The organism is Kribbella sp. NPDC048928, assembly GCF_043197975.1.
Taxonomy (GTDB): domain Bacteria; phylum Actinomycetota; class Actinomycetes; order Propionibacteriales; family Kribbellaceae; genus Kribbella.
Genome location: NZ_JBICUC010000004.1, coordinates 190,968 through 216,652, shown reverse-complemented (window position 1 = coordinate 216,652; position 25,685 = coordinate 190,968). Strand labels below are relative to the sequence as shown.

Annotated in this window: 26 protein-coding genes; 7 read left to right on the top strand and 19 right to left on the bottom strand. The window is 69.3% G+C overall.

The genetic code is table 11. The features are described 5' to 3' along the window. Nucleotides 1-57 precede the first annotated feature (57 nt). Nucleotides 58-393 carry a PspC domain-containing protein gene (locus ACGFI6_RS18910; protein ID WP_393120138.1) on the bottom strand — a complete coding sequence of 112 codons (336 nt, stop codon included), beginning with the start codon at nucleotides 391-393 and terminating at the stop codon, nucleotides 58-60. Between the two features lie 129 nt (nucleotides 394-522). Here ACGFI6_RS18910 and ACGFI6_RS18905 point away from each other — a divergent pair, with 129 nt between their 5' ends. The 3 genes from ACGFI6_RS18905 to groL all read left to right on the top strand — a co-directional run bounded on the left by ACGFI6_RS18905 (nucleotide 523) and on the right by groL (nucleotide 3,851). Next, entirely contained in the window at nucleotides 523-1,629 is a 1,107-nt protein-coding gene (locus tag ACGFI6_RS18905; RefSeq protein WP_393120135.1) for a SigE family RNA polymerase sigma factor, read from the top strand. Between the two features lie 34 nt (nucleotides 1,630-1,663). Next, nucleotides 1,664-1,999: an MmcQ/YjbR family DNA-binding protein gene (locus ACGFI6_RS18900; protein ID WP_393120133.1), complete on the top strand. Its 336-nt coding sequence runs from the start codon at nucleotides 1,664-1,666 to the stop codon at nucleotides 1,997-1,999. Nucleotides 2,000-2,225: 226 nt separating this feature from the next. Further along, nucleotides 2,226-3,851, top strand: coding sequence for a chaperonin GroEL (gene groL, locus ACGFI6_RS18895; protein ID WP_393120131.1), 1,626 nt, complete (start codon nucleotides 2,226-2,228; stop codon nucleotides 3,849-3,851). 480 nt (nucleotides 3,852-4,331) lie between these two features. On the opposite strand, the gene ACGFI6_RS18890 is transcribed toward groL, so the two are convergent. Beyond that, nucleotides 4,332-5,282 carry a glycoside hydrolase family 6 protein gene (locus ACGFI6_RS18890; protein WP_393120128.1) on the bottom strand — a complete coding sequence of 317 codons (951 nt, stop codon included), beginning with the start codon at nucleotides 5,280-5,282 and terminating at the stop codon, nucleotides 4,332-4,334. A gap of 45 nt (nucleotides 5,283-5,327) precedes the next feature. Next, complete coding sequence (locus ACGFI6_RS18885; RefSeq protein WP_393120126.1) at nucleotides 5,328-5,747, bottom strand: ribonuclease domain-containing protein; 420 nt, start codon at nucleotides 5,745-5,747, stop codon at nucleotides 5,328-5,330. A 213-nt stretch (nucleotides 5,748-5,960) separates the two neighbouring features. On the opposite strand from ACGFI6_RS18885, the gene ACGFI6_RS18880 reads away from it, so the two are divergent. The 3 genes from ACGFI6_RS18880 to ACGFI6_RS18870 all read left to right on the top strand — a co-directional run bounded on the left by ACGFI6_RS18880 (nucleotide 5,961) and on the right by ACGFI6_RS18870 (nucleotide 9,332). Further along, nucleotides 5,961-6,905: a GNAT family N-acetyltransferase gene (locus ACGFI6_RS18880; RefSeq protein WP_393120123.1), complete on the top strand. Its 945-nt coding sequence runs from the start codon at nucleotides 5,961-5,963 to the stop codon at nucleotides 6,903-6,905. A 61-nt stretch (nucleotides 6,906-6,966) separates the two neighbouring features. After that, nucleotides 6,967-7,446: a hypothetical protein gene (locus ACGFI6_RS18875; protein ID WP_393120120.1), complete on the top strand. Its 480-nt coding sequence runs from the start codon at nucleotides 6,967-6,969 to the stop codon at nucleotides 7,444-7,446. A gap of 8 nt (nucleotides 7,447-7,454) precedes the next feature. Further along, nucleotides 7,455-9,332 (top strand): prolyl oligopeptidase family serine peptidase, encoded by a 1,878-nt coding sequence (locus ACGFI6_RS18870; protein WP_393120117.1) that lies wholly within the window; start codon nucleotides 7,455-7,457, stop codon nucleotides 9,330-9,332. Here ACGFI6_RS18870 and ACGFI6_RS18865 read toward each other — a convergent pair whose 3' ends face one another. The 12 genes from ACGFI6_RS18865 to ACGFI6_RS18810 form a co-directional block, all read right to left on the bottom strand. Continuing rightward, nucleotides 9,333-9,833, bottom strand: coding sequence for an FHA domain-containing protein (locus ACGFI6_RS18865; RefSeq protein ID WP_393120114.1), 501 nt, complete (start codon nucleotides 9,831-9,833; stop codon nucleotides 9,333-9,335). Nucleotides 9,834-10,078: 245 nt separating this feature from the next. Further along, on the bottom strand, nucleotides 10,079-11,356 hold the full coding sequence (locus ACGFI6_RS18860; protein WP_393120111.1) for a VWA domain-containing protein: 1,278 nt from the start codon (nucleotides 11,354-11,356) through the stop codon (nucleotides 10,079-10,081). Nucleotides 11,357-11,371: 15 nt separating this feature from the next. Continuing rightward, nucleotides 11,372-12,481 carry a PP2C family protein-serine/threonine phosphatase gene (locus ACGFI6_RS18855; RefSeq protein WP_393120109.1) on the bottom strand — a complete coding sequence of 370 codons (1,110 nt, stop codon included), beginning with the start codon at nucleotides 12,479-12,481 and terminating at the stop codon, nucleotides 11,372-11,374. Continuing rightward, entirely contained in the window at nucleotides 12,466-14,820 is a 2,355-nt protein-coding gene (locus ACGFI6_RS18850; protein ID WP_393120107.1) for a tetratricopeptide repeat protein, read from the bottom strand. The genes ACGFI6_RS18855 and ACGFI6_RS18850 overlap by 16 nt, the downstream gene beginning before the upstream one ends. Beyond that, on the bottom strand, nucleotides 14,817-15,932 hold the full coding sequence (locus ACGFI6_RS18845; RefSeq protein ID WP_393120104.1) for a hypothetical protein: 1,116 nt from the start codon (nucleotides 15,930-15,932) through the stop codon (nucleotides 14,817-14,819). Before ACGFI6_RS18845 ends, ACGFI6_RS18850 begins: the two co-directional genes overlap by 4 nt. Beyond that, on the bottom strand, nucleotides 15,929-16,927 hold the full coding sequence (locus ACGFI6_RS18840) for a glutamate ABC transporter substrate-binding protein (RefSeq protein WP_393120102.1): 999 nt from the start codon (nucleotides 16,925-16,927) through the stop codon (nucleotides 15,929-15,931). Before ACGFI6_RS18840 ends, ACGFI6_RS18845 begins: the two co-directional genes overlap by 4 nt. Further along, complete coding sequence (locus ACGFI6_RS18835; RefSeq protein ID WP_393120100.1) at nucleotides 16,924-18,255, bottom strand: hypothetical protein; 1,332 nt, start codon at nucleotides 18,253-18,255, stop codon at nucleotides 16,924-16,926. The genes ACGFI6_RS18840 and ACGFI6_RS18835 overlap by 4 nt, the downstream gene beginning before the upstream one ends. Beyond that, nucleotides 18,252-19,640: an AAA family ATPase gene (locus ACGFI6_RS18830; RefSeq protein ID WP_393120098.1), complete on the bottom strand. Its 1,389-nt coding sequence runs from the start codon at nucleotides 19,638-19,640 to the stop codon at nucleotides 18,252-18,254. The genes ACGFI6_RS18835 and ACGFI6_RS18830 overlap by 4 nt, the downstream gene beginning before the upstream one ends. Beyond that, nucleotides 19,637-20,254 carry a hypothetical protein gene (locus tag ACGFI6_RS18825; protein WP_393120097.1) on the bottom strand — a complete coding sequence of 206 codons (618 nt, stop codon included), beginning with the start codon at nucleotides 20,252-20,254 and terminating at the stop codon, nucleotides 19,637-19,639. Before ACGFI6_RS18825 ends, ACGFI6_RS18830 begins: the two co-directional genes overlap by 4 nt. Nucleotides 20,255-20,279: 25 nt before the next feature. Next, a complete protein-coding gene (locus ACGFI6_RS18820; protein ID WP_393120095.1) occupies nucleotides 20,280-21,533 on the bottom strand; it encodes a toxic anion resistance protein in 1,254 nt (417 codons plus the stop codon). Between the two features lie 98 nt (nucleotides 21,534-21,631). Then, a complete protein-coding gene (locus ACGFI6_RS18815) occupies nucleotides 21,632-22,087 on the bottom strand; it encodes a dihydrofolate reductase (RefSeq protein WP_393120093.1) in 456 nt (151 codons plus the stop codon). After that, nucleotides 22,084-22,875, bottom strand: a complete 792-nt coding sequence (locus tag ACGFI6_RS18810) for a thymidylate synthase (RefSeq protein ID WP_393120091.1) — start codon at nucleotides 22,873-22,875, stop codon at nucleotides 22,084-22,086. Before ACGFI6_RS18810 ends, ACGFI6_RS18815 begins: the two co-directional genes overlap by 4 nt. A gap of 59 nt (nucleotides 22,876-22,934) precedes the next feature. Between ACGFI6_RS18810 and ACGFI6_RS18805 the strand changes: the two genes are divergently transcribed. Further along, complete coding sequence (locus ACGFI6_RS18805) at nucleotides 22,935-23,615, top strand: aminoacyl-tRNA hydrolase (RefSeq protein WP_393120089.1); 681 nt, start codon at nucleotides 22,935-22,937, stop codon at nucleotides 23,613-23,615. Here ACGFI6_RS18805 and ACGFI6_RS18800 read toward each other — a convergent pair. Genes ACGFI6_RS18800 through ACGFI6_RS18785 form a run of 4 tightly spaced genes read right to left on the bottom strand, consistent with a single transcriptional unit; the run spans nucleotide 23,594 to nucleotide 25,606 of the window. Continuing rightward, nucleotides 23,594-24,184, bottom strand: coding sequence for a dihydrofolate reductase family protein (locus ACGFI6_RS18800; protein ID WP_393120087.1), 591 nt, complete (start codon nucleotides 24,182-24,184; stop codon nucleotides 23,594-23,596). The genes ACGFI6_RS18805 and ACGFI6_RS18800 overlap by 22 nt on opposite strands. Before the next feature lie 2 nt (nucleotides 24,185-24,186). Beyond that, a complete protein-coding gene (locus tag ACGFI6_RS18795) occupies nucleotides 24,187-24,786 on the bottom strand; it encodes a dihydrofolate reductase family protein (RefSeq protein WP_393120085.1) in 600 nt (199 codons plus the stop codon). Further along, entirely contained in the window at nucleotides 24,783-25,250 is a 468-nt protein-coding gene (locus ACGFI6_RS18790; protein ID WP_393120084.1) for an SRPBCC domain-containing protein, read from the bottom strand. Before ACGFI6_RS18790 ends, ACGFI6_RS18795 begins: the two co-directional genes overlap by 4 nt. Beyond that, nucleotides 25,247-25,606: an ArsR/SmtB family transcription factor gene (locus tag ACGFI6_RS18785; RefSeq protein WP_393120082.1), complete on the bottom strand. Its 360-nt coding sequence runs from the start codon at nucleotides 25,604-25,606 to the stop codon at nucleotides 25,247-25,249. The genes ACGFI6_RS18790 and ACGFI6_RS18785 overlap by 4 nt, the downstream gene beginning before the upstream one ends. Between the last annotated feature and the right edge of the window lie 79 nt (nucleotides 25,607-25,685).

Genomic DNA, 25,685 nt, shown 5'->3' with positions numbered 1-25,685 from the left:
ACCCCGCTTTAGGCCCCATGAGCCCGCCGGCGCCGAAGGCCCGGCCAAAAGCACGGCTCACGCCGCCGGGGGCTTGTTGTTGGTGTCGTCGTAGAGGCGGGAGGCGATGTCCTGCTCGGTGGTGTCCTGGTTCTGGTTGACCGACTGCTGGACGTTCTGCCAGACCGCCTTGCCGTCGGACTCGGGGATCACGATCCAGGCCACCGCGTAGCCGATCATCGCGGCGCCACCGGTGATCAGCGTGAGGCCGACCCAGCCGAGGCGGACCAGGGTCACGTCGACGTTCAGGTACTCGGCGATGCCGCCGGAGACGCCGGACAGCATCCGCTGGTTCGAGGAACGGCGGAGGATCTTGCCGGACAGGTTCTGGAACGGTGCGTTGGAGTTCGTCATGGCTCCACTGTCCCGTCCCGGCACCCCTCGCCACATCAGGATCCGTACCGACCAACCCCTGACCCGACCCCGACAACTTTCGTGGAACCCCACCACCGCACCAAGCTGTCCCTAAGGGTGAGGAGGGCAATGGACGAGTTCACCGAGTACGTCACCGCACGCTGGCCCACACTGGTCCGGTCGGCGGTCCTGCTCGGCTGTACGCCGTCCGAAGCCGAGGACCTCGTACAGTCCACCCTGGAGCGCTGCCTGCTCAAGTGGAACCGGGTGCGCGTGGCCGACGACCGGGACGCCTATGTGCACCGCGTACTGATCAACTGCTTCCGGTCCTCCCGCAGGCGCCGCTGGCACGGCGAGCTGCCGTCCGCGTCCCTCCCAGAGTCCGCAGCCGGCGACCAGTTGACCAGAGTCGACGACGCGGACGCCGTGATGCGTGCACTCGGCAGGCTGCCGGGCGACCAGCGGACGGCGGTCGTACTGCGGTACTACGCGCACCTGAGCGAGCAGCAGATGGCCTCCGTACTGGGAGTCGCTGCCGGAACGGTGAAGAGCCGGCTGGCCCTACTTGTTCCCCGAACCTCTACGACCCCCGCTGCACCAGCACCCGTACCAGTATCGACCAGGCTGGTCGGGCTCGGGCACGCTGCCATCGCCGTACCGGTGGACTGGGGGACGGACAAGACCCACTGCGGTACACCGCAGATGGACACGGTGCTGGTCGACAACCTGGGCGCGTCTCGCCTGTGCTTAGCAGTCCGCCCGGCAGGAGTGGAAAGTGTGGCGGTGGGCGCCGGGAGTCCGCGACAGGGCTTCCACGCCGACGAGACGTTCGAGATCGACGGGGTAGGCGCGGAGCGGCAGTCGACGACTTGCCAGGTCTCAAACCGTTCCACGCCCGAATCGGCCGTATGCACGAGCACGGTGTTTCTGCCGTCGCTGAAGGTCTGGTTCATGGCTGACTCGTCCACCGACAAGGCGGAGGTCGACCGCGTCCTCAGCAGAATCCAGATCGTGGCTCACCGATCGGGGGTCCTCAGCCCGTGGACGGTGGGCGGTCCGCCGACCGGACCGCTCGTGACCAGCTATGCGCCGCTGCTGGCGGAGGTCGGGCTCAAGGCGCAGGCCAAGCGGGTGAAGTCACCCAGCTATCCCTCGGGCACCATTCTGGGCGTCTCGCCCGCATCCGGCACCATGCTGCCGCTCGGCGCGACGGTCACGGTGACGGTTGCGCGCTGAAAAGTGTCGGTGGGGGTGGTTAGCGTTTGGGGGTATGGATGCGCGGGCGGTGGTGAAGGTGATGGCGGGGTTGCCGGGGGCCGAGGAGCATGAGGGGTGGGCGGGGCAGCCGGTGTTCAAGGTGCGGAACAAGAGCTTTGCGTACCTGTCCGAGGACCAGACCCGGATGCACCTGAAGGCGCTGCGCGAGGAGCAGGAGGCGCTGGTCGCGGAGAATCCGGAGGTCTACGAGCCGTCCTGGGACGGTGGCCGGTTCGCGTGGATCCTGATCCAGCTGGCGCGGGCCGACGCCGAGGAGCTCGGGGAGCTGATCACGGAGGCGTGGCGGCTGACCGCCCCGAAGTACCTGATCGCCCAGCTGGCGGACTGACGGCGGCCGGGGTCCGGCTTGCACTCGTTTGGGGCGAGTGCTAATACTTGGTTAGCACTCCATGGGTGAGAGTGATAAGTCTCGTGCCCGGCTGAGTGTGCAAGAAGACGGCTTCGATGAGGTGCCGGACCGGGACGGGACATGAGCGTCGCGGTGTGGTGCCGTCCGTCGCGGGCATCGACGCCGGCTGGACCACAAAGACTCGACGCGGGAGGACTCGCGGAGAATGCCCAAGCTGATTGCTTTCGATGAAGAGGCGCGCCGCGGCCTCGAGCGGGGAATGAACACCCTCGCCGACGCCGTCAAGGTGACGCTTGGCCCGAAGGGCCGCAACGTCGTGCTGGAGAAGAAGTGGGGCGCACCCACGATCACCAACGACGGCGTCTCCATCGCCAAGGAGATCGAGCTCGAGGACCCGTACGAGAAGATCGGGGCCGAGCTCGTCAAGGAAGTTGCCAAGAAGACCGACGACGTCGCTGGTGACGGTACGACCACCGCCACCGTGCTCGCTCAGGCTCTCGTCCGCGAGGGGCTGCGCAACGTCGCCGCCGGCGCCAACCCGATGGGCCTGAAGAAGGGCATCGAGAAGGCGACCGAGGCGGTCAGCGAGCAGCTGCTCAAGCTGGCCAAGGACGTCGAGACCCGCGAGCAGATCGCGTCGACCGCGTCCATCTCGGCTGCTGACACCCAGGTCGGCCAGATCATCGCCGAGGCGATGGACAAGGTCGGCAAGGAAGGCGTCATCACCGTCGAGGAGAGCAACACCTTCGGCCTCGAGCTCGAGCTCACCGAGGGTATGCGCTTCGACAAGGGCTACATCTCGCCGTACTTCGTGACCGACACCGACCGGATGGAGGGCGTCCTCGACGACCCGTACATCCTGGTGGTGAACAGCAAGATCGGCAGCATCAAGGACCTGGTCCCGGTGCTGGAGAAGGTCATGCAGACCGGCAAGCCGCTGGCCATCATCGCGGAGGACGTCGAGGGCGAGGCCCTGGCCACCCTGGTCGTCAACAAGATCAAGGGCACCTTCAAGGCCATCGCCGTCAAGGCGCCGGGCTTCGGTGACCGCCGCAAGGCCATGCTCGTCGACATCGCCGTCCTGACCGGCGGCGAGGTGATCTCCGAGGAGGTCGGCCTCAAGCTCGAGACCGTCGACATGGAGCTGCTCGGCCAGGCCCGCAAGATCGTCGTCACCAAGGACGAGACGACCATCGTCGAGGGTTCGGGCGACGCCGACCAGATCACCGGCCGGGTCAACCAGATCCGCGCCGAGATCGAGAAGTCGGACTCCGACTACGACCGCGAGAAGCTGCAGGAGCGGCTGGCCAAGCTGGCCGGTGGCGTTGCGGTGATCAAGGTCGGCGCGGCCACCGAGGTCGAGCTGAAGGAGCGCAAGCACCGCATCGAGGACGCCGTTCGCAACGCGAAGGCGGCCGTCGAGGAGGGCATCGTCGCCGGTGGTGGCGTCGCTCTTCTGCAGGCGTCCGTGGCGGCGTTCGAGAAGCTGGAGCTCGAGGGTGACGAGGCGACCGGTGCGCAGATCGTGCGTTCGGCCGTCGAGGCCCCGCTGAAGCAGATCGCCGTGAACGCCGGCCTCGAGGGTGGCGTCGTGGTGGAGAAGGTTCGCAACCTCGAGCCGGGTCACGGTCTGAACGCCGCGACCGGTGAGTACGTGGACCTGATCGCCACCGGCATCATCGACCCGGCCAAGGTGACGCGCTCGGCGCTGCAGAACGCAGCGTCCATCGCGGCCCTGTTCCTCACCACCGAGGCCGTCATCGCCGACAAGCCGGAGAAGGCCGCGGCCGCTCCGGGTGGCGCGCCCGACATGGGCGGCATGGACTTCTGATCCAGTAGTCCAACAGCACACGCAGTACCCGCAGTACACCAAAGGGTCCCGGGCAACCGCCCGGGACCCTTTGCGCTATCCACACCTGCCCGCGGACAGCGAGACCGGGCACGGAGCCGGGCGCGGGATGGTGCATGGATGAGGGCACGGTTCGGTGATGCGGCACGCGAGTGTGGTCGGGGGTGGCGGGGTGGACAGTTCGACAGGATGTGTCGGTCGGTGTCTGGTCGGTGGGTAGTGCACCTGAGCGTGAAAGTGCGTTGCGCGTACGGTGTCTCGGGGTGCACCACCTGTTGAAATGTCCGTCGCCCTGCCCGGTCGAGTGGTAGGTGTGCGGGGCAGCGGGCGGGGACGGTGGCGGTCCACCCATACATACGGCAGGAGAGCCGGATATCCGCTCGCGTGCTGAGGCGCGGGACAGTTGTGGTCGCGGGGCTGGCCTGCAGAGGGGCTGCGGGGCCCTCGGTTACATCCCCACTGTCATGTGCCGGTGATCAGGTGATGGGCCAGGAGGGGAGAGAAGGTGCCGGTGGGGAGGGTGGGGGTGAGGCCGCAGGGGCCGTCGGATTCGCCGGGGGTGCGGAGCCAGAGGTGCAGGTCGACGGGGGACGTGGCCTTGGCGGGCGCGGTGCCGAGTTTGCGGGCGGGTGGGTTGCAGGCGCTGCCGTCGGAGCCGTTGCCGTTGCGGCTGGTGTCGATCAGGTAGTGCGAGCCGCCGCCCAGCGCGGACAGGATCGCGGAGCCGCGGGTGACGGACTGCTCGGTGGTGAAGTAGTTGGCCGTGTTCAGCGCGAACCCACGGACCTTCCCGACGTCGGCGAGCCGCAGCCGCCGCGCCATCTCCTTCGCGTCACCGGACGTCACGCTCCCGGCGTCGAGGTACGCCCAGGTGTTCGGGTTCTTCGCCGCGAACAACCCCACCGCGTACTTCAGCATCGCGAGCCGCGCGTCCCACTGCGACGCCGGGTAGCAGTCGAGCCGCGCCAGTGCGTCCGGCTCGAGCACCACCACCGAGGGCCGCGTGCCGATCCCTGCCGACACCGCCGCGATCCAGGTCCGGTACGCCGCTGCTGATGTCGCGCCGCCGCCGATCCCGCATTGCCGGCCCGGGAGGTTGTCCGTCACCAGCACCGGCAGTTTGTCCGCTTTCGCGGCTGCTGTTGTGTACGTCGTGACGCCCGCCTGTACGTCTCCGCTCCACGACCCGACCCAGCGCGCCGACGCCTGGCCGGCGATCTTCGACGCCAGCTCGGTGTCCTCGGGATGCCGCCGTACGTAGGCCGCCGCGTCCGACGCCGGATCGACGTAGAACCCGTTCGTGAGCTTCAGCGGGTCGCCGGTCGCCTCGGCCAGCCCGGAATCGGGCTGGCCGAAGGCGAGCAGCGCGGCGGTCAGCAGCAGGCCGGCGGCCACGGGACGCAGAGTCGGCATCGTGAAAGATCCTCCAGATCACTCAACGTGCCGATCACACTACCCTCAGGAGTCTTCGTCGACCTCGCAGAACGAGGCGTAGTGGTCGCTGGTGTAGTAGACGTGCGCGGGCGTGGTCTCGGCACCGCCGCCGATCAGCCGGCGGGCACCGCGGTCGGGGGATCCGGGTGTGATCACGGTGTACTCGTGGTAGTAGCCGGAGGACTCGGCGGGCAGGATGCCCTCGCGGTTGGAGAAGACGGTGCCGTCCTGGTCGTACGGGAACGGTCCGCCGGAGTGGATCAGGTCGAGGGTGTCGCCGGCCTGCGACGGCAGCGAGCTGAGCGCACAGGTGTCTATGGCCGTCGCGCTCTGCGGCACGACGTACGAAGAGGCGGCGGGGTGAGGGGCGGTTGGGGCGGCGTAGGCCGTGGTGCCCAAGGCGGCGGTGGTCGCCAGGGTCACGGCGGCGATGAGGGTTCTCATGCTCGGAGGCTTCCCGCCCGCAACCTCGCCGGTACATCCCAGCTGTGAATAACGGGTGGACTATGACCCCGCCGGACGCCTACAGTCTGCCGCGGCGAGAGAACCCGATGCGGAGAGGAGCGACCGATGAACACACTGATCTGTTTCCCGGCGCGACCGATCCGCTTCCACAGCTCGCACTGAGCGGAGAAGGCGCCTCCCGTTGGAGGTTTCGTGACCATCCGCAACACCGTCGAGGCTGACCTCGACACCATTCTTGCTCTGATCGAGCAGCAGAAGTCCGTCAACACCGTGAACGTCCCGCAGTACCACGACCATGTTGCCGCCGGCATGTACCGCGACGCGTGGAACTGGGTCGTCGAGGAGGACGGCAAGATCCAGGCCCTCGCGATCTGGTGGGGCCGTCCCGGCGACGAGCACCCGTACAGCATCGACGGCCTGTACTTCGTCGGCGACGGCGACCCCGTACCGGCCTGGACGGCGCTGATCCAGCAGGCGATCGAGGGGCGTCCGGACGAGATCGAGCAGCCGGAGTACCACATCTTCCTCGCGCCGGACTGGCGGGACGACCCGGAGACGGTCGCCGCGCTCGAGCCGCGTTCGCAGGCGGCCGCCGCGGCCGGGCTGACCGCGATCACCGATCGGCTGCGGTACGACTGGCGGCCGGAGTACGGGCTGCCCGAGCGCTCCACGCGCCTGCGGTTCGAGCCGGCCGACGACGAGGCGTTCGTCGACGTGTTCGCACGGGTCAGTGACGACAGTCTGGACGCGGCGACCGCGCGGGACGTTGCCCGGCTCGGGCGCGAAGGAGCGGCCCGCGCGGACCTCGAGGGCTACAAGTCGATGCCCGGCGACCGCTCCTGGTGGCGGCTCGGGTACGACGCGAACGACGAACTGGTCGGGTTCGCGATGCCGTCGGCCAACGCAGGCGGACCGGTGGTCGGCTACGTCGGCGTGGTGCCCGAGCATCGCGGGCACGGGTACGTCGACGATCTGCTGGCCGAGATCACCCATCAGCTCGTCGAGACCGGTGCCGAGCGGATCCGGTCGGACACCGACTTCGGCAACGTACCGATGGCGAAGAGCTTCGAACGCCTCGGCTACCGGATCTTCGCGGTCCGCCGGGTGCTCTCCTTCCCGGAGACTGACGCGAACTAGAGACGTGCACAGCAGGACTCCCTATGCTCCCTGACATGTCAGAGAGCTCCGGGGGAGCGTGATGCGTGACATCGCCTTGATCCTGCACGTTCTCGCCGGGGTCGTGGCCGTCCCGTTCGGCCCGTTGGCGGTCGCATTCACCCTGCGCCGCCGCGGGCTGACCTGGGCCGGCGAGGTTTACCACTGGGCGATCGCGGTGGTCTGCCTGACCGCGTTGGTGATGGTCCCGTACGACTGGAGCGGCCTCTGGTACTTCTGGCCGATCACGATCGCGTCGTACCTGTTCGTGTACTTCGGTCAGCGCGCAGCCGAGACACCAGGCGGCCTCTGGTACCGCGGCGTGCTCCGCGGGTACGGCGGCAGCTGGATCGCCCTGTGGACAGCGATCGCCATCGTCGGCCTGCCCAGCTACCCCTGGGCCTGGGCGATTCCCGTCATCGTCGGCCTCACCGCCATCGAGTGGTTCTGCGTGCATCCGGCGCTGCGCTGGACGGATCGAAGCGTGTCGAAGCATGGCTCGACCGACCTGGGCCAGGGTTAGCCTCTGGCGTGGACTACGACCGCCTGATGACCCTGCCGCGCATCAACTCGCTGGCCCTCTCCGCCGACGGATCCCGCCTGGTCGCAGGCATTTCGCAGTACGACGAGAAGTCCGGCAGGCTGATCGGTGCGCTCTGGGAGCTCGATCCTGCCCGTGCGACGCAGGCACGTCGGCTGACCCGGTCCGTCGAGGGTGAAGGGCAACCGGTGTTCGGCCCGGACGGCGCCCTGTACTTCCTGTCCAGCCGTGCGAACAACGGCAGGACCGCGCTCTGGCGGCTTCCGGCCGTCGGCGAGGCGGAGCAGATCGCGACCCGGCCGGGCGGAGTCGACGCCGTACAGGTCGGTGCCGGCACCGTGGTGATCCAGACGTCGATGATGCCCGGCGCGGTCGATGCCGGCACGGACGAGAAGCTTCGCAACGAGCGGAGGTCGAGCGGCATCCTGCACACTTCGTCGCCGGTGTCGTTCGCGAGCTGGGAGCTCGGCCCGGACGAGCCGCGGCTGCAGGTCGTCGACGGTATCGACCTCGCGCCCGAGCCCGGGCAGGCGCTGGTCACGTCCGAGTACGCCGTGACGCCCGACGGCCGCACCGTGATCAGTACGTGGTCGGTCAACCAGGGCGGCTGGCTCCAGCGGCAGCTGGTCGCGATCGACACCACCACCGGCGAGCGGCGCATCCTCGCTGACGATCCGGGCGCCGGGTTCTTCCAGCCGACGGTGTCCACCACCGGCCGGTACGTCGTGGCCGCCCGCTGGCGCGACCCCGAACCCGACCGCGCGCCGTCGATCTCACTGGTCCTCTTCGACCTCACGACCGGCGAGTCCCGGCCGCTGGTCGACGACCTCGACCTCTGGCCGTCGGAGGCCACCGCACCGGCCTTCGCGGCGGACGACAGTGCGCTGTTCTTCGTGATCCACGACCACGGCGAGCAGCCCGTCCTGCGGGTCGACCTCGCGACCGGCGAGCTGACCAAGGTCGCCGCCGGAGGCTGCTTCACCGCACTCCGGCCGGCACCCGACGGCACCACCTTGTACGCGATCCGGCACCACGTGGACTCGCCGCACAACCCGGTCCGGATCGACCTCGCCACCGGCGACGTCGTCCATCTGCTGCCGCAGACCACGGTCGGCGGCCTGGAACGGATCCGGACCGTGGCCGCCGACGGCGTACCGCTCGAGGGCTGGCTGCTGACGCCCGAGACCGACGGCCCAGCGCCGCTGCTGCTCCGGATCCACGGCGGACCGCTGGCCAGCTTCAGCAGCTGGGTGTGGGGTTCCAGCTCCTGGGTGTTCACCGACGCCGGGTACGCCGTGCTGCTGCCCGATCCGGCGATGTCGCTCGGGTACGGCCGCGCGTTCGTCGAGCGTGGCTGGGACGGCTGGAGCGCGACCGTGTACGACGACCTGATGGCGATCACCGACGCGGTCGAGCAGCGTCCGGACATCGACTCCGCGCGGACCGCGGCCTACGGCGAGTCGTTCGGTGGCGAGATGGTCAACTGGATCGCCGGCCACACCGGACGCTTCCGGTGCCTGATCAGCCATGCGGGCATCTGGGACCACGCGAGCCATCAGGGCACCGCCGACCTGACCGGCTACTTCAGCCGGCAGATCGGCACCCCGGAGGACCGGCCGGAGCGGTACGCCGAACGCTCGCCCCGCCGGTACCTCGGCAACATCACCACGCCGGTCCTCGTCACGCACGGCGGCCTCGACCAGCGCGTTCCGGCCGGCCAGGGCATCCATCTGTTCAACGACCTGCAGCGCGTCGGTGTCGAGTCCGCCTACCTGTCGTTCCCGGACGAGGGCCACGGCATCGCGAAGCCCGCCAACACCCGCCTCTGGAACCGCACGATCCTCGACTGGCTGGCCACGTACCTCTGATCAGGCCTGGCCGGCCAGCTCTTCAGGGGTTGCCTTGCGGACGACGAGCCGGGTCCAGGCGCCGACGTAGATGCGGTCGTCGGAGTTCAGTTCCTGGCGCTGGCCGGGGACGATCGGGGTCTCCGGGAGCGGGCCGGCGGCCGAGGCGACGTACGTACCGTTGGAGGACTGCAGGTCCTCGACCCACCAGCGCTGGCCGTCCGTGGTCAGCTGGGCCTGGCGACGGCTGACACCGGTGTCGTCACCGCAGTCGACCTCGGGCGAGATGCCGCGGCTGCGGGACGGACGACCGACGAGCAGGCTCTTCTCCGCCAGCGGGATCACCGTCGGCAGCCCGGGCGACGGGCACGGGTCGTCGCTCTGCTGCACGGCGTACCAGTCGGGGTCCACCCAGCGCTCGACGACCCACTCGGTCATCGTGACCGGCGCCGGGGGAGTGCCCGGAGCCGGACCGGTGCCTGGAGGCGCGGACAGGTCGAGTGCCGACGCCGGCCGGGGCATGGTCCCGGTCGTGAAGTCGTAGCCGCAGTTCTCGCAGAACAACGCGTCGGCCGCTGCCGGCTCCGAGCAGTTCGGACAGGTCTGGCCGGCCGGGGCAGCTTCCGCTGGGGCAGGGGGAGTCGGGGAAGGCCCAGCCGGAGGCGCGGGAGCTGCCGAGCCTGCAGCGGCTGCGGGCGCCATCGGGAGGCCGCAGACGTCGCAGTAGTCGGTGGAGGTGGAGGGGTGTCCGCTCGGACAGTTCACGGTCATTTCCGTACCCGGGTCGTCTTGGTGGAGGCGGTGTCCAGCGCCATCTCGTCGGCCTTCTCGACCGCGCGCTTGAGTCGCACCGTACCCGTTTCCTGGTCGTCGATGTCGACAACCTTCCGCAGCCGCGTGGTCGCTTCCTCGTTCCCGGTCGCGGCCGCGAGCTGCACCGCGCGCCCGAGCTTGGTGGTCGCGGTCGCCGTGTCGCCGGCGGCCTTCGCGGCCAGGCCGTCCTGGATCGCCTGCGCCAGCTCGGTCTGACCGGTGTAGTGGGCGACCTCCGGGCTGATCCGGGTGGTGAGCGCCTCGTCGGCCGACCACAGTGCCTTCACCAGGCCCTGCGCGACCGTGTCGTTGCCCAGCACGAGCTGCACGCGCGCCGCGAGCTGCTCCTGCCCGACCGCCTTCGCGGCCAGGCGGATCGCGACGTGGTAGTCGCGGGACTCGTCACCCCAGGAGCCGGTCGGGTACGAGCCGGTCAGCGGGTTGATCGCCGTACGGCGCGATGTCAGGTCCTCGACCGTCGGCGCCACCTGCCGAACGAAAAGCACCTCGGCACCCTGCGGCGCCCAGACCCGCAGGTCGGCCTGCGCGACACCACGGCTCATCGCGTTCTGGATGATCTTCGAGAACTCGGCAGCGAGCTGGTCCGGCGCGGGGATGATGTCGACGGTCCCGAGCAGTGCCTGCGCGATCCGGCGGACCTCGTCGACCTGCCAGGCCACGCCAACACCGCGGGCGTCGCACTGGAACTGGCCGGTGACCGACTCGATCGCCTGGGTCAGTGCCTCCGGTGTCTCGTGCTGGTTCTCGCCGTCGGTCAGCAGCAGGGCGTGCTTCTGCGACAGCGACGGCACGGTCGCGAACACCCGCGACGCCAGCCGCAGCCAGGTGCCCATCGCGGTCCCGCCGTCGGCGTAGAACCGGGACACGGCGTCCTTCGCGGCCTGCCGGGTGTACGGGTCCATCCTGACCATCACCGGCTCCGCGGACGGCGGGAACGCCAACTGCGCACGGTCGTTGCCGGAGATCACTGCGAACCAGACGCCGTCGAGGATCTGGTCGAGCGCGGTCTGTGCGGCGTACGCGGCCGCCTGGACGCCGTCGCGGCCCATCGAGCCGGACGTGTCGACGATGATGATCTCGCCCGCGTCGCCGCTGCCGGTCTGCCCGGCGGCGCCGGCCCCGGCGCACGTCACCGTGACGATCGCGTGCACGTCGGTCCCGCCGTCCGGCAGGAACTCGTTCTGGTAGACGCTGGCGGTGAAGTCGGCCATCTCGGGTCCCTCTCCCTAAATCCGTGCCAAGGCGACGGTGATGTTGTCCTGGCCGCCCTGGGCATTGGCCCAGTCGACCAGGGCGGATGCGGCGGCCTTCGGCTCACCGTTCGCGTCCGCAACTGTCTGACGTACGAGCGCGGCCAGCGGTGCCGCCTCGGAGCAGTAGTTCCACAGGCCGTCCGAACAGACCAGCAGCCAGCCCGGCCCGTCGACCTCGACGGTCGTGGTCCGCGGCGTGTGGTCCGGAGCGTCCTTGCCGAGCCAGCGGGTGATCGCGTGCGCGTGCGGGCCGGACTCGGCCTCCTCGCGCGAGACGCCGCTGGCGATCAGCTCGGCGGCCCAGGAGTCGTCCGTGGTCAGGCCGACCGGTTCGCCGGCGTCCGGGAACCAGTACGCGCGGCTGTCGCCGACGTTGCCCGCAACGATCAGGCCGTTCTCGACGATCGCTGCGACGAACGTGCAGGACGCGGGGTTCGGACTGTCCGGGCTGGTGCTTTCCAGTACGGCGTCGCTCGCAGCGTCTGCGCTCGCCTTGAGCCGCGCCGCGATCGCGCCGGCCCGTGAGGACTCCGTGCCGAGCCCCTGGGCGTGGCCGGCCACGAGCACCTCACGTGCTGCCCGGGCCGCCGCCAGGGAGGCGACGTCCGAGTCGAGGGACGAGCTGACGCCGTCGCAGACCACCAGGAGCGCACGGCTGCCGGGCTCGGCGTCCGCGGCCAGTGCCATCGCGTCCTCGTTCCGGCTGTGCCGGATGCCGCGGTCGCAGACGCCGGCCACCCAGGGAGCGGGCTGCTCGGCGAAGTGGTCCCGTGGCTTGGCGGCCTTGGTACCGCACGTCTCGCAGTACCCGTCCGCGCCGACGGTGCCGCCGCACGAGGCACAGGGGCCGACCGGACCGGCGTCCAGGCCGGTGGCCGGGTCGATCTCCACCGTCGGCTCGGTGTCGGTGTTGAGCGCCGGAGTGGCCGGTACGCCGGGCGCAGCTGTGGCAGCGCTCGCAGCGGTCGCGGCACCGGGCTTGAGCTCAGCACCACAGGCCTCGCAGAACAGGTCTGCCTCGGCCACCGGCCCGCCGCAGCTGGGGCAGGCCGTGTCGGTCGTACTCGTCATCTCAGCGTCCATCCTCGAACCTCGTTGGCCTGGTCGACCAGGGCGATCCGTTCCGGCCGGGAGCGGGCCTGGTCGGCCAGCAACCGGTAGGTGGCCTCGAGCCCGTCCCGTAGCGACGTCTCGGTGGCTGCCCGCCCGTCGATCCGCAGGGCTTCCTGCGGGCCGGCCTTCTGGACCTCGGTCAGTGCGGTCCGGAACACGTCCGCGGCCAGGTTGGCCCGGTCCACCGGGTCGATGGTCAGCGTCGCGATGCTGTTCATCGCCTCGGCGAGCGCGGGAAGGCCACGCCCCGATCCTGCCAGTACACCGGCTCGCTGGCGACGAGCCCGGACGTACGCGCCGCTGGTCGGCGGTACGAGTTCGAGCGCGCCGATCGCTCCGTCCAGGTCCTTACGCGCGGTCCGGATGTTGGTCAGACCGAACGCCGAGGGCGCGATGTAGTTGGCATCAGTACGTGCACAGGTCAGGTAGAGGCCCTCGGCCACGTCGAACTCACCACTGTGCTCACAGGCGACCGCCAGCGCGAGCTTCGGCGCCAGCTCACCCGGTACCTGCCCATAGACCGCGTTGAACGCGGACTGCGCCGCGACCGAGTTGCCGCGGGCGAGAGCGACCAGTCCGGACATCCAGACCGCACGCCACTCCCACGGGTCCGCACTGAGCAGGTCGTTCACCGCGGTGTCGACCATGTCGTAGCGATCCGGCCCAACCTCGAGAGCCGCCTCTGCGACCTCCAGGAGTGTCTGCGCCGACTGCTCTGGCGCGTTGACCAGCAACTCCAGCCGTTCGGCAGGGTCCGGCACGCTGACGGTCTTCAGCCAGCCGGCCATCTTGTCGCTCTCGTCCGGTGCCAGGGACGGCAGTTGCTGCCACGGCGCGTCCTGGCCCAGCCCGGCGACCTTGGCGCCCGGTGAACCGAACAGCAGCGACGAAGCGGAGTGCTGGGCAGCCTTCACGCCCTGCCTGTCCGCAACGACCTCCCGCAGTACGCCGAGCAGCTGCACGCGGAACTCGTCCGCGGACTGGAAACGGTCCGCCGGGTCCGGTGCGCACGCCTTGGCCAGCAGCCGGTACACCGAGTCGTACTTCTGGAACAGCGGCACCTCGGCGACGGGCGGCAGCGAACCGACGTACCGGCTCTGGTACCCGCGGAACTCCATGGCAAGCACGCACAGCGTCCGGCCGAGCGTGTAGATGTCGGAGGCGATCGACGGGCCGACGTCGGCCACCTCGGGCGCCTGGAAGCCGACCGTGCCGTAGATCGCCGAGTCCAGGTCGTCGATCCGCCGGACCCCGCCGAGGTCGATCAGCTTGACCGCGTCGCCGACCTGGATGATGTTGTCCGGCTTGAAGTCGCAGTACACCAGGCCGAGGTCGTGCAGGTACGAGAACGCGGGCAGGATTTCCAGCAGGTACGCGATCGCCTGGTCGATCGGCAGCGCGTCGTACTGGCCGTTGTTGGCCGCCATCCGCTGCTTGAGCAGGGTCTTCAGCGACGTACCGCCGACGTACTCCATGACGATGTAGCCGGCGCCGTCGTGGGTGACGAAGTTGTAGATCTCGACGATCAGCGGGTGCTCGACGCGGGCCAGGAACTGCTGCTCGGCGATCGCGGCGGCGACCGCGTCCGGGTCCTCGGAGTTCAGCAGGCCCTTCAGCACCACCCAGCGGTCGGAGACGTTCTGGTCCTGGGCCAGGTAGATCCAGCCGAAGCCACCGTGCGCCAGGCAGCCGCGGACCAGGTACTGCCCGCCGACCAGGTCGCCGTCCTGGAGCTTCGGCGAGAACGAGAAGCGGTTGCGGCAGTTCGGGCAGAAGCCCTCGGTCCGGCCCGGCTGACCGTTCCGGGAACGGCCGACCTCGTGGCCGCAGCTTGGGCAGTTCCGGCGGTTCTCCGGGACCATCGGGTTCGCCAGGATGGCCTTGCTCGCGTCGATCGCGGGGATCGACGGCACGTGCGTGAGGCCGGCGCCGAGGCGGGCCCCGCGCAGCCGGGTGGACGACGTACCGAGCTTGCGGGTGAGCTTCGAGCCGGCCTGTTGCGCCCGTGCGGAGCCGAGCGGCGTGGAGGCCAGCCGGTTGGACGCGCGGGAGACGGTCGACACCGAGCTGATCGGGTCCACGTCCGGGGCCGAGGTGCTGTGGGCGGCCGGCGATCCGCACACGTCGCAGTACCCGTCGACGTACGTGCCCGTGCAGCCTGGTTGCGTGCACGCGCCGGAGGCCGGGACGCTCGAAGCAGCCGGTGCGCTCGAGGCGGCCGGCGTGCTCGAGGCGGCGGGGGAGCCGCAGACGTCGCAGTACCCGTCCACGATGGAGCCGGTGCAGCCCGGCTGGGAGCAGCTCGTCATTTCGTTCCTTCCAGGTAGGCCTGGTAGGCCGCTACCAGTGCACCGAGCCGGGGCAGGTCCACCGGCTCGGTGTCGATCACGGCGCGGCCGCGCCGGTACAGCTCGGCGAGATCTTCGTTGCCTGCAGCAACACTTGCCGCCTTCACCTGATAGGCGTCGAGCAGTTGGGTTAGTTCGTCGCGGCGGCCCAGCGCGGCGCCGTACGCCGCCTGGGCCTGACCGAGCGCCCGGCGTACGGCGTCCAGGCGGGTCAGGTACTTCGCCAGCTCGGCCGGTGTGTTCGGCACCGGACCGAGCGCAGTCACATCCGGTACGGCCAGACGCGGGGCCGGGCTGACCGTAGCGACTGCCTTGTCGGCGAGCGCGCGGACCGCAATACCTTGTGCTTCAAGCTCGCCACGCACCGTACGGGCGCGGGCCACGTCGGCGGCCCGTTCCTTGCGGGTGGCGGCGCCGACGATCAGGTCCCGCTCGGTGGTGGCGGCGTCCTGCTCCAGCGGGCCGATCAGGCCGCCGATGTCCGCGCCCCGTTTGTTGCGGTCGGCAAGATCCAGCAGCCGGCGGTCGAGATCGTGGTGCTTGGCGAGCGCGTCGTTGCGGGCGCCTCCCGGCACCTGCTTGACCAGGTCGCTGATTCGCTCGACCTGCGCGCGCAGCTGACGCAGGCGGGCGGCGAGATCGGCATCACCGGGATCGAGCGCGAGCTTGGCGCGCAGGCTGGAGGCGAGTGCGTCCGAGAGTTTGCATGCCTCGGGCAACGACACGGCGAGCGAGCCGCCCGCGCCGCCGGCGTCCAGACCGCCCCAGATCAGGCTCGAGATCCGCTCGGTCTCCTGCTGCCCGACGCGGCCGGAGTCCCAGGTCACCAAGATCAGCTCGTACCGGTCCGAGACTGCCTTCCAGACCGTCATGCTGAGCACGACGTCCGAGCTCAGCGCGTCCCCGTCCGGCGAATGCAGGGCGGCCTGGTCCAACTCGTCGAGCTCGGCCTTCCGCCGGTCCCGCCACTCACCGAGCGCACCGAGGAACGAGAGCAGCTCCGTGGCCGGAACGCTGCTCCCCATCCTCCCCGGCGGCGCCGGCGCCGAGACCGTCGGCGTACGAACTGTCATCGTGTCGGCGCCTCGGCCCGGCCGTAGACCGCCTTCGGAGGCACAGGCGCCGGACCGAGTGCATCCTTGAACCACCTGTCGTACGAGTCTTTCCACGCGGTACCGTCCTTCATCTGCTGAAGGACCACGTTCACGAACTTCACGAAGTCCGGGTGGTTCAGCGAGATCCCCAGCCCGTACGGCTCGTCGCTGAACCGCTGCGGCAGCACCTTGGCGTACGGGTCCTGGGCGACGTCGCCGGCCAGCACCGTGTCGTCACCGCTGATCCCCTGGGCCTTGCCCTGCTGGAACATGACCAGGCATCCCGTGTCGGTGTCGGCGGTGACCGCCTTGACCTGCGGGTTCTCCGCCTTCAGGTTGTCCAGACTGGTGGAACCGGCCGGCGCGCAGATCGTCTGGCCGTCCAGGTCCTTGGTGCTCTTCGCCACGGAGTCGCTCTGCACCAGCGTCTTCTGGCCGGAACGGTAGTACTCCGCGGAGAACGCGATGTCGTTCCAGCGGTCGCAGTTGATCGTCATGTTGCGGGCGACGATGTCGACCGGGTTCTTGGTGTCGCGCAACGACGGGATCCGCGCCGGACTCGAGATCACTCGCAGCTCAATCCGCTTCGGGTTCGTATCGGCGTCCGGGAAGATGCCCTTGGCAACTGCCTTGATCATGTCGATGTCGAAGCCCTGGATCTGGCCTGACAACGGGTCGCGATAGCCCAGGTTGTAGCTGTCCGCGGAGATACCGGCGATCAGCCGGCCGCGCGCCTTGATCTCCGCCATGAACGTACCGGCCGGCATCGCGCCGCCCGGCGCGGGCGTGTTTTGGTCAGGTGCGTACGACGCCAGCGCGTCCTTACCGTCGGCGCAGGGCCGCTGCTTGGCCGGCGTGCTGGAGGTCGCCGGGGGCGTCTCCTTCACTGGCAGTTGAGTGGCTGCGTAGTTGCCGTTGCCGCAGGCGGTGAGGAGAAGGGCCGCGGCGACCGCGATCGGGATCAGCTTCTTCATCGGTACTCCTCCAGACGCTGCGACATGCCCCAGGCCACGAGCAGTGCGGCCGCGATACCGATCGGCACACCCAGCCACCCGATCGGCGGCAACCCGTCGCGGGCGTCGGACAGCCCGCTGGAGACCGCGTCGCTGCTCGCCTGCAGTTGCTCGGACGACGAAGCGTCGAACGCCTTGAAGGCCTCCACCGAGTTGTCGGCACCGGCGGTCTTGCCGCCGACGGCCATCACCACAGCCCCGTCCCAGTTGCCGCTGTTGTCGGCCCCGCGGACCTTGTCGTGCACTCGCTTGTATTCGTTCCAGGCCTGCTGGAGGCCGTCCGTGGTGCCGGATGCCTTGCCCAGTTCGCCGTCGACCTCCGTGGCCGCGGCGGTGTAGGCCTTGTCGAACGCTTCGCCGGAACCTCGGGCGATCAGCGTCAGGCTCTCGTTCGAGCGGGCGTCGTACGCGGCAATGCGGGCCCGCGAGAGCGCCAGCGTCCGCTGGTAGTCGGAGTTGCGGGTGTCCTTCGCGGAGCCGGAGGCGCTGGCCAGGGCGATGCCGCCGATGGCCGTGGTGAGCAGCACGAGCGCGGCGCCGGCGGCGATCGGGACGTTCAGATAGCGGTGCGTACGGCGGGCCAGCCAGCGCAGCGTGACGCCGAAGACGATCAGGCTGAGCAGGCCGCCGACCAGGACCCAGATGGTGCCGAGGCTGATCCCGTCGAACTCGGTGTTCACGCGCTTCTCGTTGGCCTCGACGAGCGCCTTCACCAGCGGCAGCGAGTCGTCCTGGAGTACCGAGTTCGCGTCCTTCAGGTACTGCGAACCGATCGGCAGGCCCTGCCGGTTGTTCGCGCGGGCCTGCTCGATCAGGCCGCCGTACGTGATCAGGGTCTTGTTCAGCGCGCCGAGCACCTCGCGATCCGCGGGCTGTGCGGTCGCGGCGTCGGAGATCAGCCCGGCGGCCGCGGCCAGCGAGTTGACGAAGTGCGCGCGCTGGGTCGGCGGCTCGAGACCGCCGACCAGGAACGCGTTGGTCGCGTCGGCGTTCGCACTCACCAGGTTGGTGTGGATCGCCTGGATCCGGACCAGTTGGGCGGCGTTCGCCTGGGCGCGGTCGAGGGCGCCGTCGGACTGGCTGAAGCCCTGCGAGGCGGCCAGGCCGAACACCACACTCATCGCCGCGGCCAGGATCAGGAACGCGCGCATCCGGCCCGGCGTACCGTCGAACCACTGCGCGACGGCGCTCCGCCGGCTGGGCGCCGGACCAGCCGGCTGCACCGCCGCACCGGTCTGTGGCGCGGCCGGCGACAAGGTCGCGGGCGGCGCACTCTGCGTCTGGGTCACGCCTTTTCTCCTTGCTGCTGCTCGGTGGCGTCCGAAGATTCGAGATCCAGAGCGCTCGGATCGTCGGACGTCAGGGAGTCGGACTCCTCGTCGGTGAGGTCGGTCGCGAGGATCTGACGCAACTCGTCCTTGGTCGGTGCCGTCACGTCCCGCAGGCGCCAGGCCTGCCGGCCGATCGCGGCCTCCAGTACGTTGCGGGCGAAGCGCCCGTTGCCGAACGAGCTGTCCCGCTCGGTCGCCGCGAGGACCTGGTGGAACTCGTCCACCGCCTCCGGGACCAGCTCGTAGTCGGCGGCGAGGGCGAGCCCGGTGAGGATGTCGGTGAGCTCGTCGTCGCTGTAGTTCTCGAACTCGATCGTGGTCCGGAACCGGCTGGCCAGCCCGGGGTTCGCGGCGATGAACGCCTGCATCGGCTCGGGGTACCCGGCGACGATCACGACCAGGTCGTCGCGCCGGTCCTCCATCTCCTTGACCAGCGTGTCGACGGCTTCACGACCGTACTGATCCGCGCCTGTGTCGCCCGACGTCAGGCTGTACGCCTCGTCGATGAACAGCACGCCACCCGCCGCGGACTCGACCACCTCGGCGGTCTTCGTCGCGGTCTGGCCGAGGTATCCGGCGACCAGCTCGGAGCGGTCCACCTCGACGAGTTGCCCCTTCGACAGCAGGCCGAGCGCCTTGTAGATCCCGCTCACCAGCCGCGCGACCGTGGTCTTCCCGGTACCGGGATTGCCCACGAACACCAGGTGGCGCGTGATCGTCGCGCTCTTCAGCCCCGCCTCGGTACGCAGTTTCTCGACCCGCAGTACGGCGACCTGCCGATGCACTTCCCGCTTGACCCGATCCAACCCGGTCAACTCGTCCAACTCGCCGAGCAGCTCCTCAACCGTCTTCTCAGGTTCGGGAGCCGGCTTCTCTTCGACAGCTTCTGTTGGCCTGGGCTGTGGAGTAACAGAAGGCTGAGCACCCACTTGCAGCTGGCGAGCGCCGGCCGCCTGCAGTTGAGCAGCAGCAGCCACCGATGCATTGCCGACGACCCGCATGGTCGGCTCACCCAGCGTGCAGGCAGCGGATGCGACCTCCGCAAGAGCTTCCGCGTACGCCGCCTTCTCAGCCGACCCGCTGGCGATGAGCTCGGTCAGTACTGCAGTGGGCGCGCCCCGCCAGCGACGACCGCGAACGGCCGCGTCGAAGAAGTCCTGTGTCGTCCCACCCGGAACTGCCTTGCTCCAGTCGGCCGGCGCACCTGGCGCAGACTCGGCCAACGCAGCGGCCAACGCGAGTGCCTCCGCGCGAGCGGGCGCTTCCGCGACGCCGGCGCGGTCGGCGACCGCGAGCAGCCCGGACAACGCCTGCTGCAGAGATGTTCCCCCCGCGCCGCTCATGACCCTCCTCGTCCAGGTGGTGGTGCCAGTGGTCCCGCCGGTCCAGCGCTTGGTCCCGTACTTGGTCCGGCGCCCGGTCCGAGGTCCGGTGCCAGGGTCGACCCGGTCGGGCCGAGCGCCAAGCCTCCGCCGGTGGAGCCGGTGCCGAACTTCTCCTGCAGGAACCTGCCGTGCGTGATCAGGGCCGCCGCGTCGGCACGGTTCACGGCGTCGAACACCTTGTCCATCGTTGCGGCCAAAAGGTCCAACTGATCGATCAGGATCATCAGCGACGTCTTGCCACGGTCCACCGGACGGGTGTCGGCCCACTGCCGCGGCAGCCGCAGATACCCGCCGATCGCGTCCGGCAGGTAGTCGGTCGCCGTCGCCATCACGGAGTACGCCTGCGCGCTGCCGCCGAGGTTCCCGAGCCGCGGAATCGTCTCCCGTACGACGCGCACCACCCGCCCGACCCGCGACGCCACGACCGCCGGTACGGCACCGCCCGCGACCAACTGCTCGACGCGGACCAGCGACGCGAGCAGGTCGTCGGTCGTCGGTGGTGCAGGCACCGGGGCAGGCTCGGGCTCCTCCTTGCGACCGGTCAGCCGCGCGAAGAAGTCACCGAGCGCCATGCAATCCCCGTTCCCAGAAAGATGATCAGCGACCGAGGTTCAGGTCGAGGCTGCCGTGCACGACCTGCTGGTTCTGCTGCGCAACCCGGTCCAGGTACGTCCGCGACTTGGTGACCTCGGTCTCCAGCGTCCCGATCGTCGCGGCCATGTTGTCCAGCGCCTCGCCCTTGAACGTGTCGATCGCGTCCATCGTCGCGTAGATGTTCGCGAACGCGGCCTGCAGTTGCGGCAGCCCGATCGTCGCCGACGCGGCCTGCTGCTGGATCGCGACCGAGTTGTCCTTGAGCATCTGCGAGGTGCGCTCGATCATCCCGCTGGTGGTGCTGTTCAGCGCGGTGATCTGGTCGAGCACCAGCTTCTGGTTGCCGAGCGCCTGCGCGACGATGACCGCCGTACGCAAGGCCGACACCGTGGTGGTCGACGCGCGGTCGACACCCTTGATCAGCTCGATGTTGTTCTTGATCACGATGTCGATGGCCAGGTAGTTCTGGATCGACACGGCCAGCTGGGTGAGCAGGTCCTGGTGCTTCTGCCGGACGTAGAACAGCACGTCCTCGCGGAACGCCTTCGCCTTCTCCGGGTTCGTCGCGTCCAGCTCCGCGATCGCCGCGGACAGTCGCGCGTCCAGGCGTTCGGCGACGTACACGTACTGGTTCAGCCGGGTCATCGCGTCCCAGAGCTGCTGCTTCTCCAGGTTCAGCGCGGCGTTGTCCTTGCCGAGCTCGTCCTGGCCGTTGCGCAGGCTGTGCAGGATGCCCTCGAGGTGACTCTGCGCGGTCTGGTACTTGCGGAAGTAGTCCTCGATCTTGTCCCCGAACGGGATCATCCCGAGGAGCTTCTTGACCCCGGTCGCTTCCTTGGGGTCCAGGTCCTCGACCGTCCGCCGCAGCTCGAGCAGGGTCTTGCCGACCGTCGAGCCCTCCGACAGGCCGCCTTCCTGCAATGCGCGGACCGGCGACTGCAGCAGCCGGTTCGAGCTTTCGGCCGCGGCGCGGATGTCGACGTCGCCCATGCTGCGGACGTCGGTCGCCTTGGCCGCGAACTCCGGCGACCGCGGCTCGGCCGCCATCAGCCCGGTCAGGAACGCGTCCACCTTGCTGTCCAGCCCCGGCAGCGCGGCCGGGTCGACAGCCGGCGCCATACTCGGCGCGGCGGTCTCGGCCACCGGCTGTGACGGCGGTGGCGCGGTCAGTATCAATCCCGGCGCGGTGGCCGTCGGCGGCTGCAGCGGCGCCGCGGCAGCAGCCTGCGCGGCAGCGGTGTTGTCGGCTTCAGTCATCGTGTTCCCCTCCGGAAGACGCCCCTGGTACTCCCGTGACGCGCGCCCAATCTAGTCGGTTCCAGGTCCCCACGGGGGCGCCTGTTGCCTACTCGTTGTTAGCTGCGCTGGAAACTAACGAAGGAGAAGCCGTTGTGGGGTTCGCGGGCTGTCTCGGTCCAGTGGTCCTGGTTGATAGCTGGGAACGTGACGTCGCCTTCGGGGGACTGGGCGACCTCGGTGAGTTCGAGGGTGGTGGCGTGCGGGAGGGCCTGGCGGTAGATCTCGCCGCCGCCGGCGACGTACAGGGTGCCGTCGTACTTCAGGGCTTCCTCGACGGAGTGGGCGACCTCGACGCCGGGCGCGGACCAGTCGGCGTTGCGGGTGACGACGACGGTGCGGCGGCCCGGGAGCGGACGGCCGATCGAGTCGTACGTCTTGCGGCCCATCACGAGCGTGTGGCCGAGCGTGAGTTGCTTGAAGTGCTGCAGGTCTTCGCGGATCCGCCAGGGCAGGTCGTTGTCCCGCCCGATCACGCCGTTCCGGCCGACCGCTGCGATCAGAACAATGGTCATACCGCGATGGGCGCCTTGATCCCGGGGTGCGGGTCATAGCCGATCAGCTCGACGTCGGCGATCTCGTAGCCGTCGATCGAGTCGCGTTGCGCGAGCTGCAACGTCGGCAGCGGGCGTGGTTCGCGGGTGAGTTGCAGGCGGGCCTGGTCCAGGTGGTTCAGGTACAGGTGGGCGTCGCCGAGCGTGTGCACGAAGTCACCGACCTCGAGGCCGGTCTGCTGCGCGACCATGTGGGTGAGCAGCGCGTACGACGCGATGTTGAACGGCACGCCCAGGAAGATGTCGGCCGAGCGCTGGTACAGCTGGCAGGACAGCCGGCCGTCCGCGACGTAGAACTGGAACATCGTGTGGCACGGCGGCAACGCCATGTCGTCGACGTCGGCCACGTTCCACGCGCTGACGATGTGCCGGCGGGAGTCCGGGTTGGTCTTGATCGCGTCGATCAGCTTCGCGATCTGGTCGACGTGCCGGCCGTCCGGCGTCGGCCAGGACCGCCATTGGTAGCCGTACACCGGGCCGAGGTCGCCGTTCTCGTCGGCCCACTCGTCCCAGATCGAGATGTTGTTCTCGTGCAGCCACTTGATGTTGCTGGAGCCGCTGAGGAACCAGATCAGCTCCCCGATCACCGACCGCAGATGCAGCTTCTTCGTCGTCACCGCCGGGAAGCCCTGGCGAAGGTCGTACCGCGACTGGTACCCGAACACACTCAGCGTGCCGGTCCCGGTCCGGTCCCCCTTCTCCACCCCGTTGTCCAGCACATGCCTCAGAAGATCCAGGTACTGCTGCATGAGGCCAACTTACCAACCTGTTGCCTTGTTGCCCTGTTGCACCATGCCAGACTCGCGGGGTGGACGAGTACGTGCTGACGCTGGTGGTTCGGGTCGAGAAGAGCGCGCGGCCGGCGCAGACCGACGCCTTGGAGACGGCGGCGCGGGCGGTGCTGGCGATCCTGGCCGACGAGCGCTCGTACGGCGAGGGTGAGTGGGCCGAGGCGATGAGCGCCTGGCAGGACAACCGGATCCGCAAGATCACCAAGCGCGCCCGTGGAGCCGAGTGGCGCCGTACCGAAGGACTCCCCGGCATCACCGTCGCTGGAACCGGCACCGGAGGCGGCGCGGACGCTGCGGCGGCTGAGGTACGGGTGTTTCCGCCGACGCCGGTCGACGACGTACCGCCGGAACTCTTCAAGCTCCAGGTCAGCGGCACCGACTTCGAAGACGCCGACGACCTGCCACCTGTCGAGCCCGGAGTCCCCGTCCTCTGGCTCAACCCAACGCTGGAAATGTCCAGCGGCAAGGCCATGGCACAGTGCGGCCACGCCGCCCAGCTGACCTGGTGGGAGCTCCCTGACGCCGCCCGGAAGGAGTGGGAGGCGTCCGGATTCGCCCTGGCCGTACGTACGGCGGAAAAGGCGCAGTGGACCCGCCTACTGAGCAGCGGACTCCCCGTAGTTCAAGACGCCGGCTTCACCGAGGTCGCCCCCGGCTCCCGCACAGTGATCGCGCATCACCCCTTGCTGACGCGGTAGTGCAGGTGCGTGACGCGATCGCCCTCGACGACACGCGGGTTGTCGAGCAGGACCTCGGGGCCGAGGTAGTCGCCGAAGAAGCGCACACCGCTACCGAAGACGACCGGGACGAGGCTGTACGCGATCTCGTCCACCAGGCCCGCGGCGATCGCCTGGCCGGTGATGTTGCCGCCGGTGATGGTGACGTCGCCGTCACCCGCGTGCGCCTTGGCCTGGGCGATCGCTTCCTCGACTCCGCTGACGAACGTGAACGGTGCGTCGGGGAACGGCCAGTCCGTGGGCGGCTCGTGGGTGACGACGAAGACGCGGTCACCCACCGCTGGTACGCCGCCCCAGCCGTTCGTGAGGTCGAAGAGATGCCGCCCGATGATGCACGAGCGGATCCGCGGCCAGGTGGACTTCATGTACTCCGCACTGGCCGCGCTGACCTGAAACGGCCGGCCATGGTCGGTTCCGTACACCTCGACCGGCCCGTTGCCGTACCAGTCGAACAGCGGGCCGACCTGGTCCTCGGTGTCCGCGACGAACCCGTCCAGCGACACCGCGGCCGCGACGACGACGTTGCCCATTGCTATTTCACCACCCGGTAGGTGAGATGTTGCGCGGCAGGAGTGGAGACCGCAGCGACGAGCTCCACGGTGACGCCGGCGGACGGCCCGGGCGGGAACAGCGGCGTTCCATCGCCCAGTACGACGGGCGCCATGTGCAACCGCAGTACGTCGGCCAGACCCTCGGCGAGCACAGCATGGCAGATCTGACCGCCGCCCATCACGACCACGTCCTTGCCCTCGGCAACTTCCAGTGCCCGGCTGACTGCTTCCGCCGGGCTGCCGACGAAGTGGAACCGGTCGCCCAGCCGGGTCTTCTCAGGCGGCGTGTGGGTGACGACGAAGATCGGCGGATTGATCTCGCCGGTCGGCTTCGCGCCGTACCCGAGCTCGTCGCTCCACCCGCCCGGCCCATCGATGACGTCGAAGAGGTTCCGGCCCTGGACAACCGCTCCGGTGGCGTTGAACGCGGCGTCCAGTACCTCGCGGTCCGCGTCGGTGCCGTGGAAGGCCCAGTCGTGCACCGGCATGCCGTCGTCGCCGAGCCCGTTGCCGACGCCGGCGTTGGGCCCGGTGACATAGCCGTCCAGCGAGATCGAGATGTCCACCACTACCTGGCTCATGACTTCGCCACCAGTTCGGCGAGACGGTCCATCGAGTCCTTGATGCCGTACTCCATCCCGTGCTCGACCGACTGGTCGCGGGCCTCGACGGACGGGAACACCGACTGCTGGTGCAGCCGGACGCCGTTCTCGGTCGGCTCCAGCGTCATCTTCTCCAGGCAGACCTCGCCCGGCGCACCCTCCCACTCGAAGGTCTGGATGACGAGCTTGTCCTGCTCGACGGCGTGGAAGACGCCGCGGAACGCGTACTGACCGGACTTGTCGCTGTGGATGTAGCGGTACTTCCCGCCGGGACGGACGTCGTACTCCTCGACGGTCGCGTCCAGGTCCCGCGGGCCGAGCCACTCCGCGACCAGGTCGCGATCGGTCATGATCTTGAACAACTGCGCCGGCGTCGCGGCGAACTCCCGGGTGACCTCCACGAACGGGGTGCCGGCCGGGGTGTTGATGACGGTTCCAGTCATGATTCCTGCTCCTCTTTGTCTGGCTTGGGTACCTGCGCGCTGTTCAGCAGTGCTTCCATCCGGCGGAAGCGGCGCTCGGTCTGGAGCCGGTACTCGTCGATCCAGCTCGTCAGCGCTTCGAGAGCGGCCGGCACCAGGTGGCACGGGCGGCGCTGGCCGTCCCGGGTCCGGGTGATCAGCCCGGCGGCCTCGAGCACCTGGATGTGCCGCGACACCGCCTGCTTGGTGATCGGGAACAGCGCGGCCAGTTCGTTCACCGTGGCCGGACCGCGCGACAGGCGCGCGATCATCGCCCGCCGGACCGGATCGGCCAGGCTCGAGAACGCCCGGTCGAGCTGAGCGTCGTCAATCGCCATCTTTATCAACCATTCCCTTGATCAACCGATGTGTTGACTATAGGAACGGGCTGCCGCCGCCGTCAAGAGCTGTGCAGGA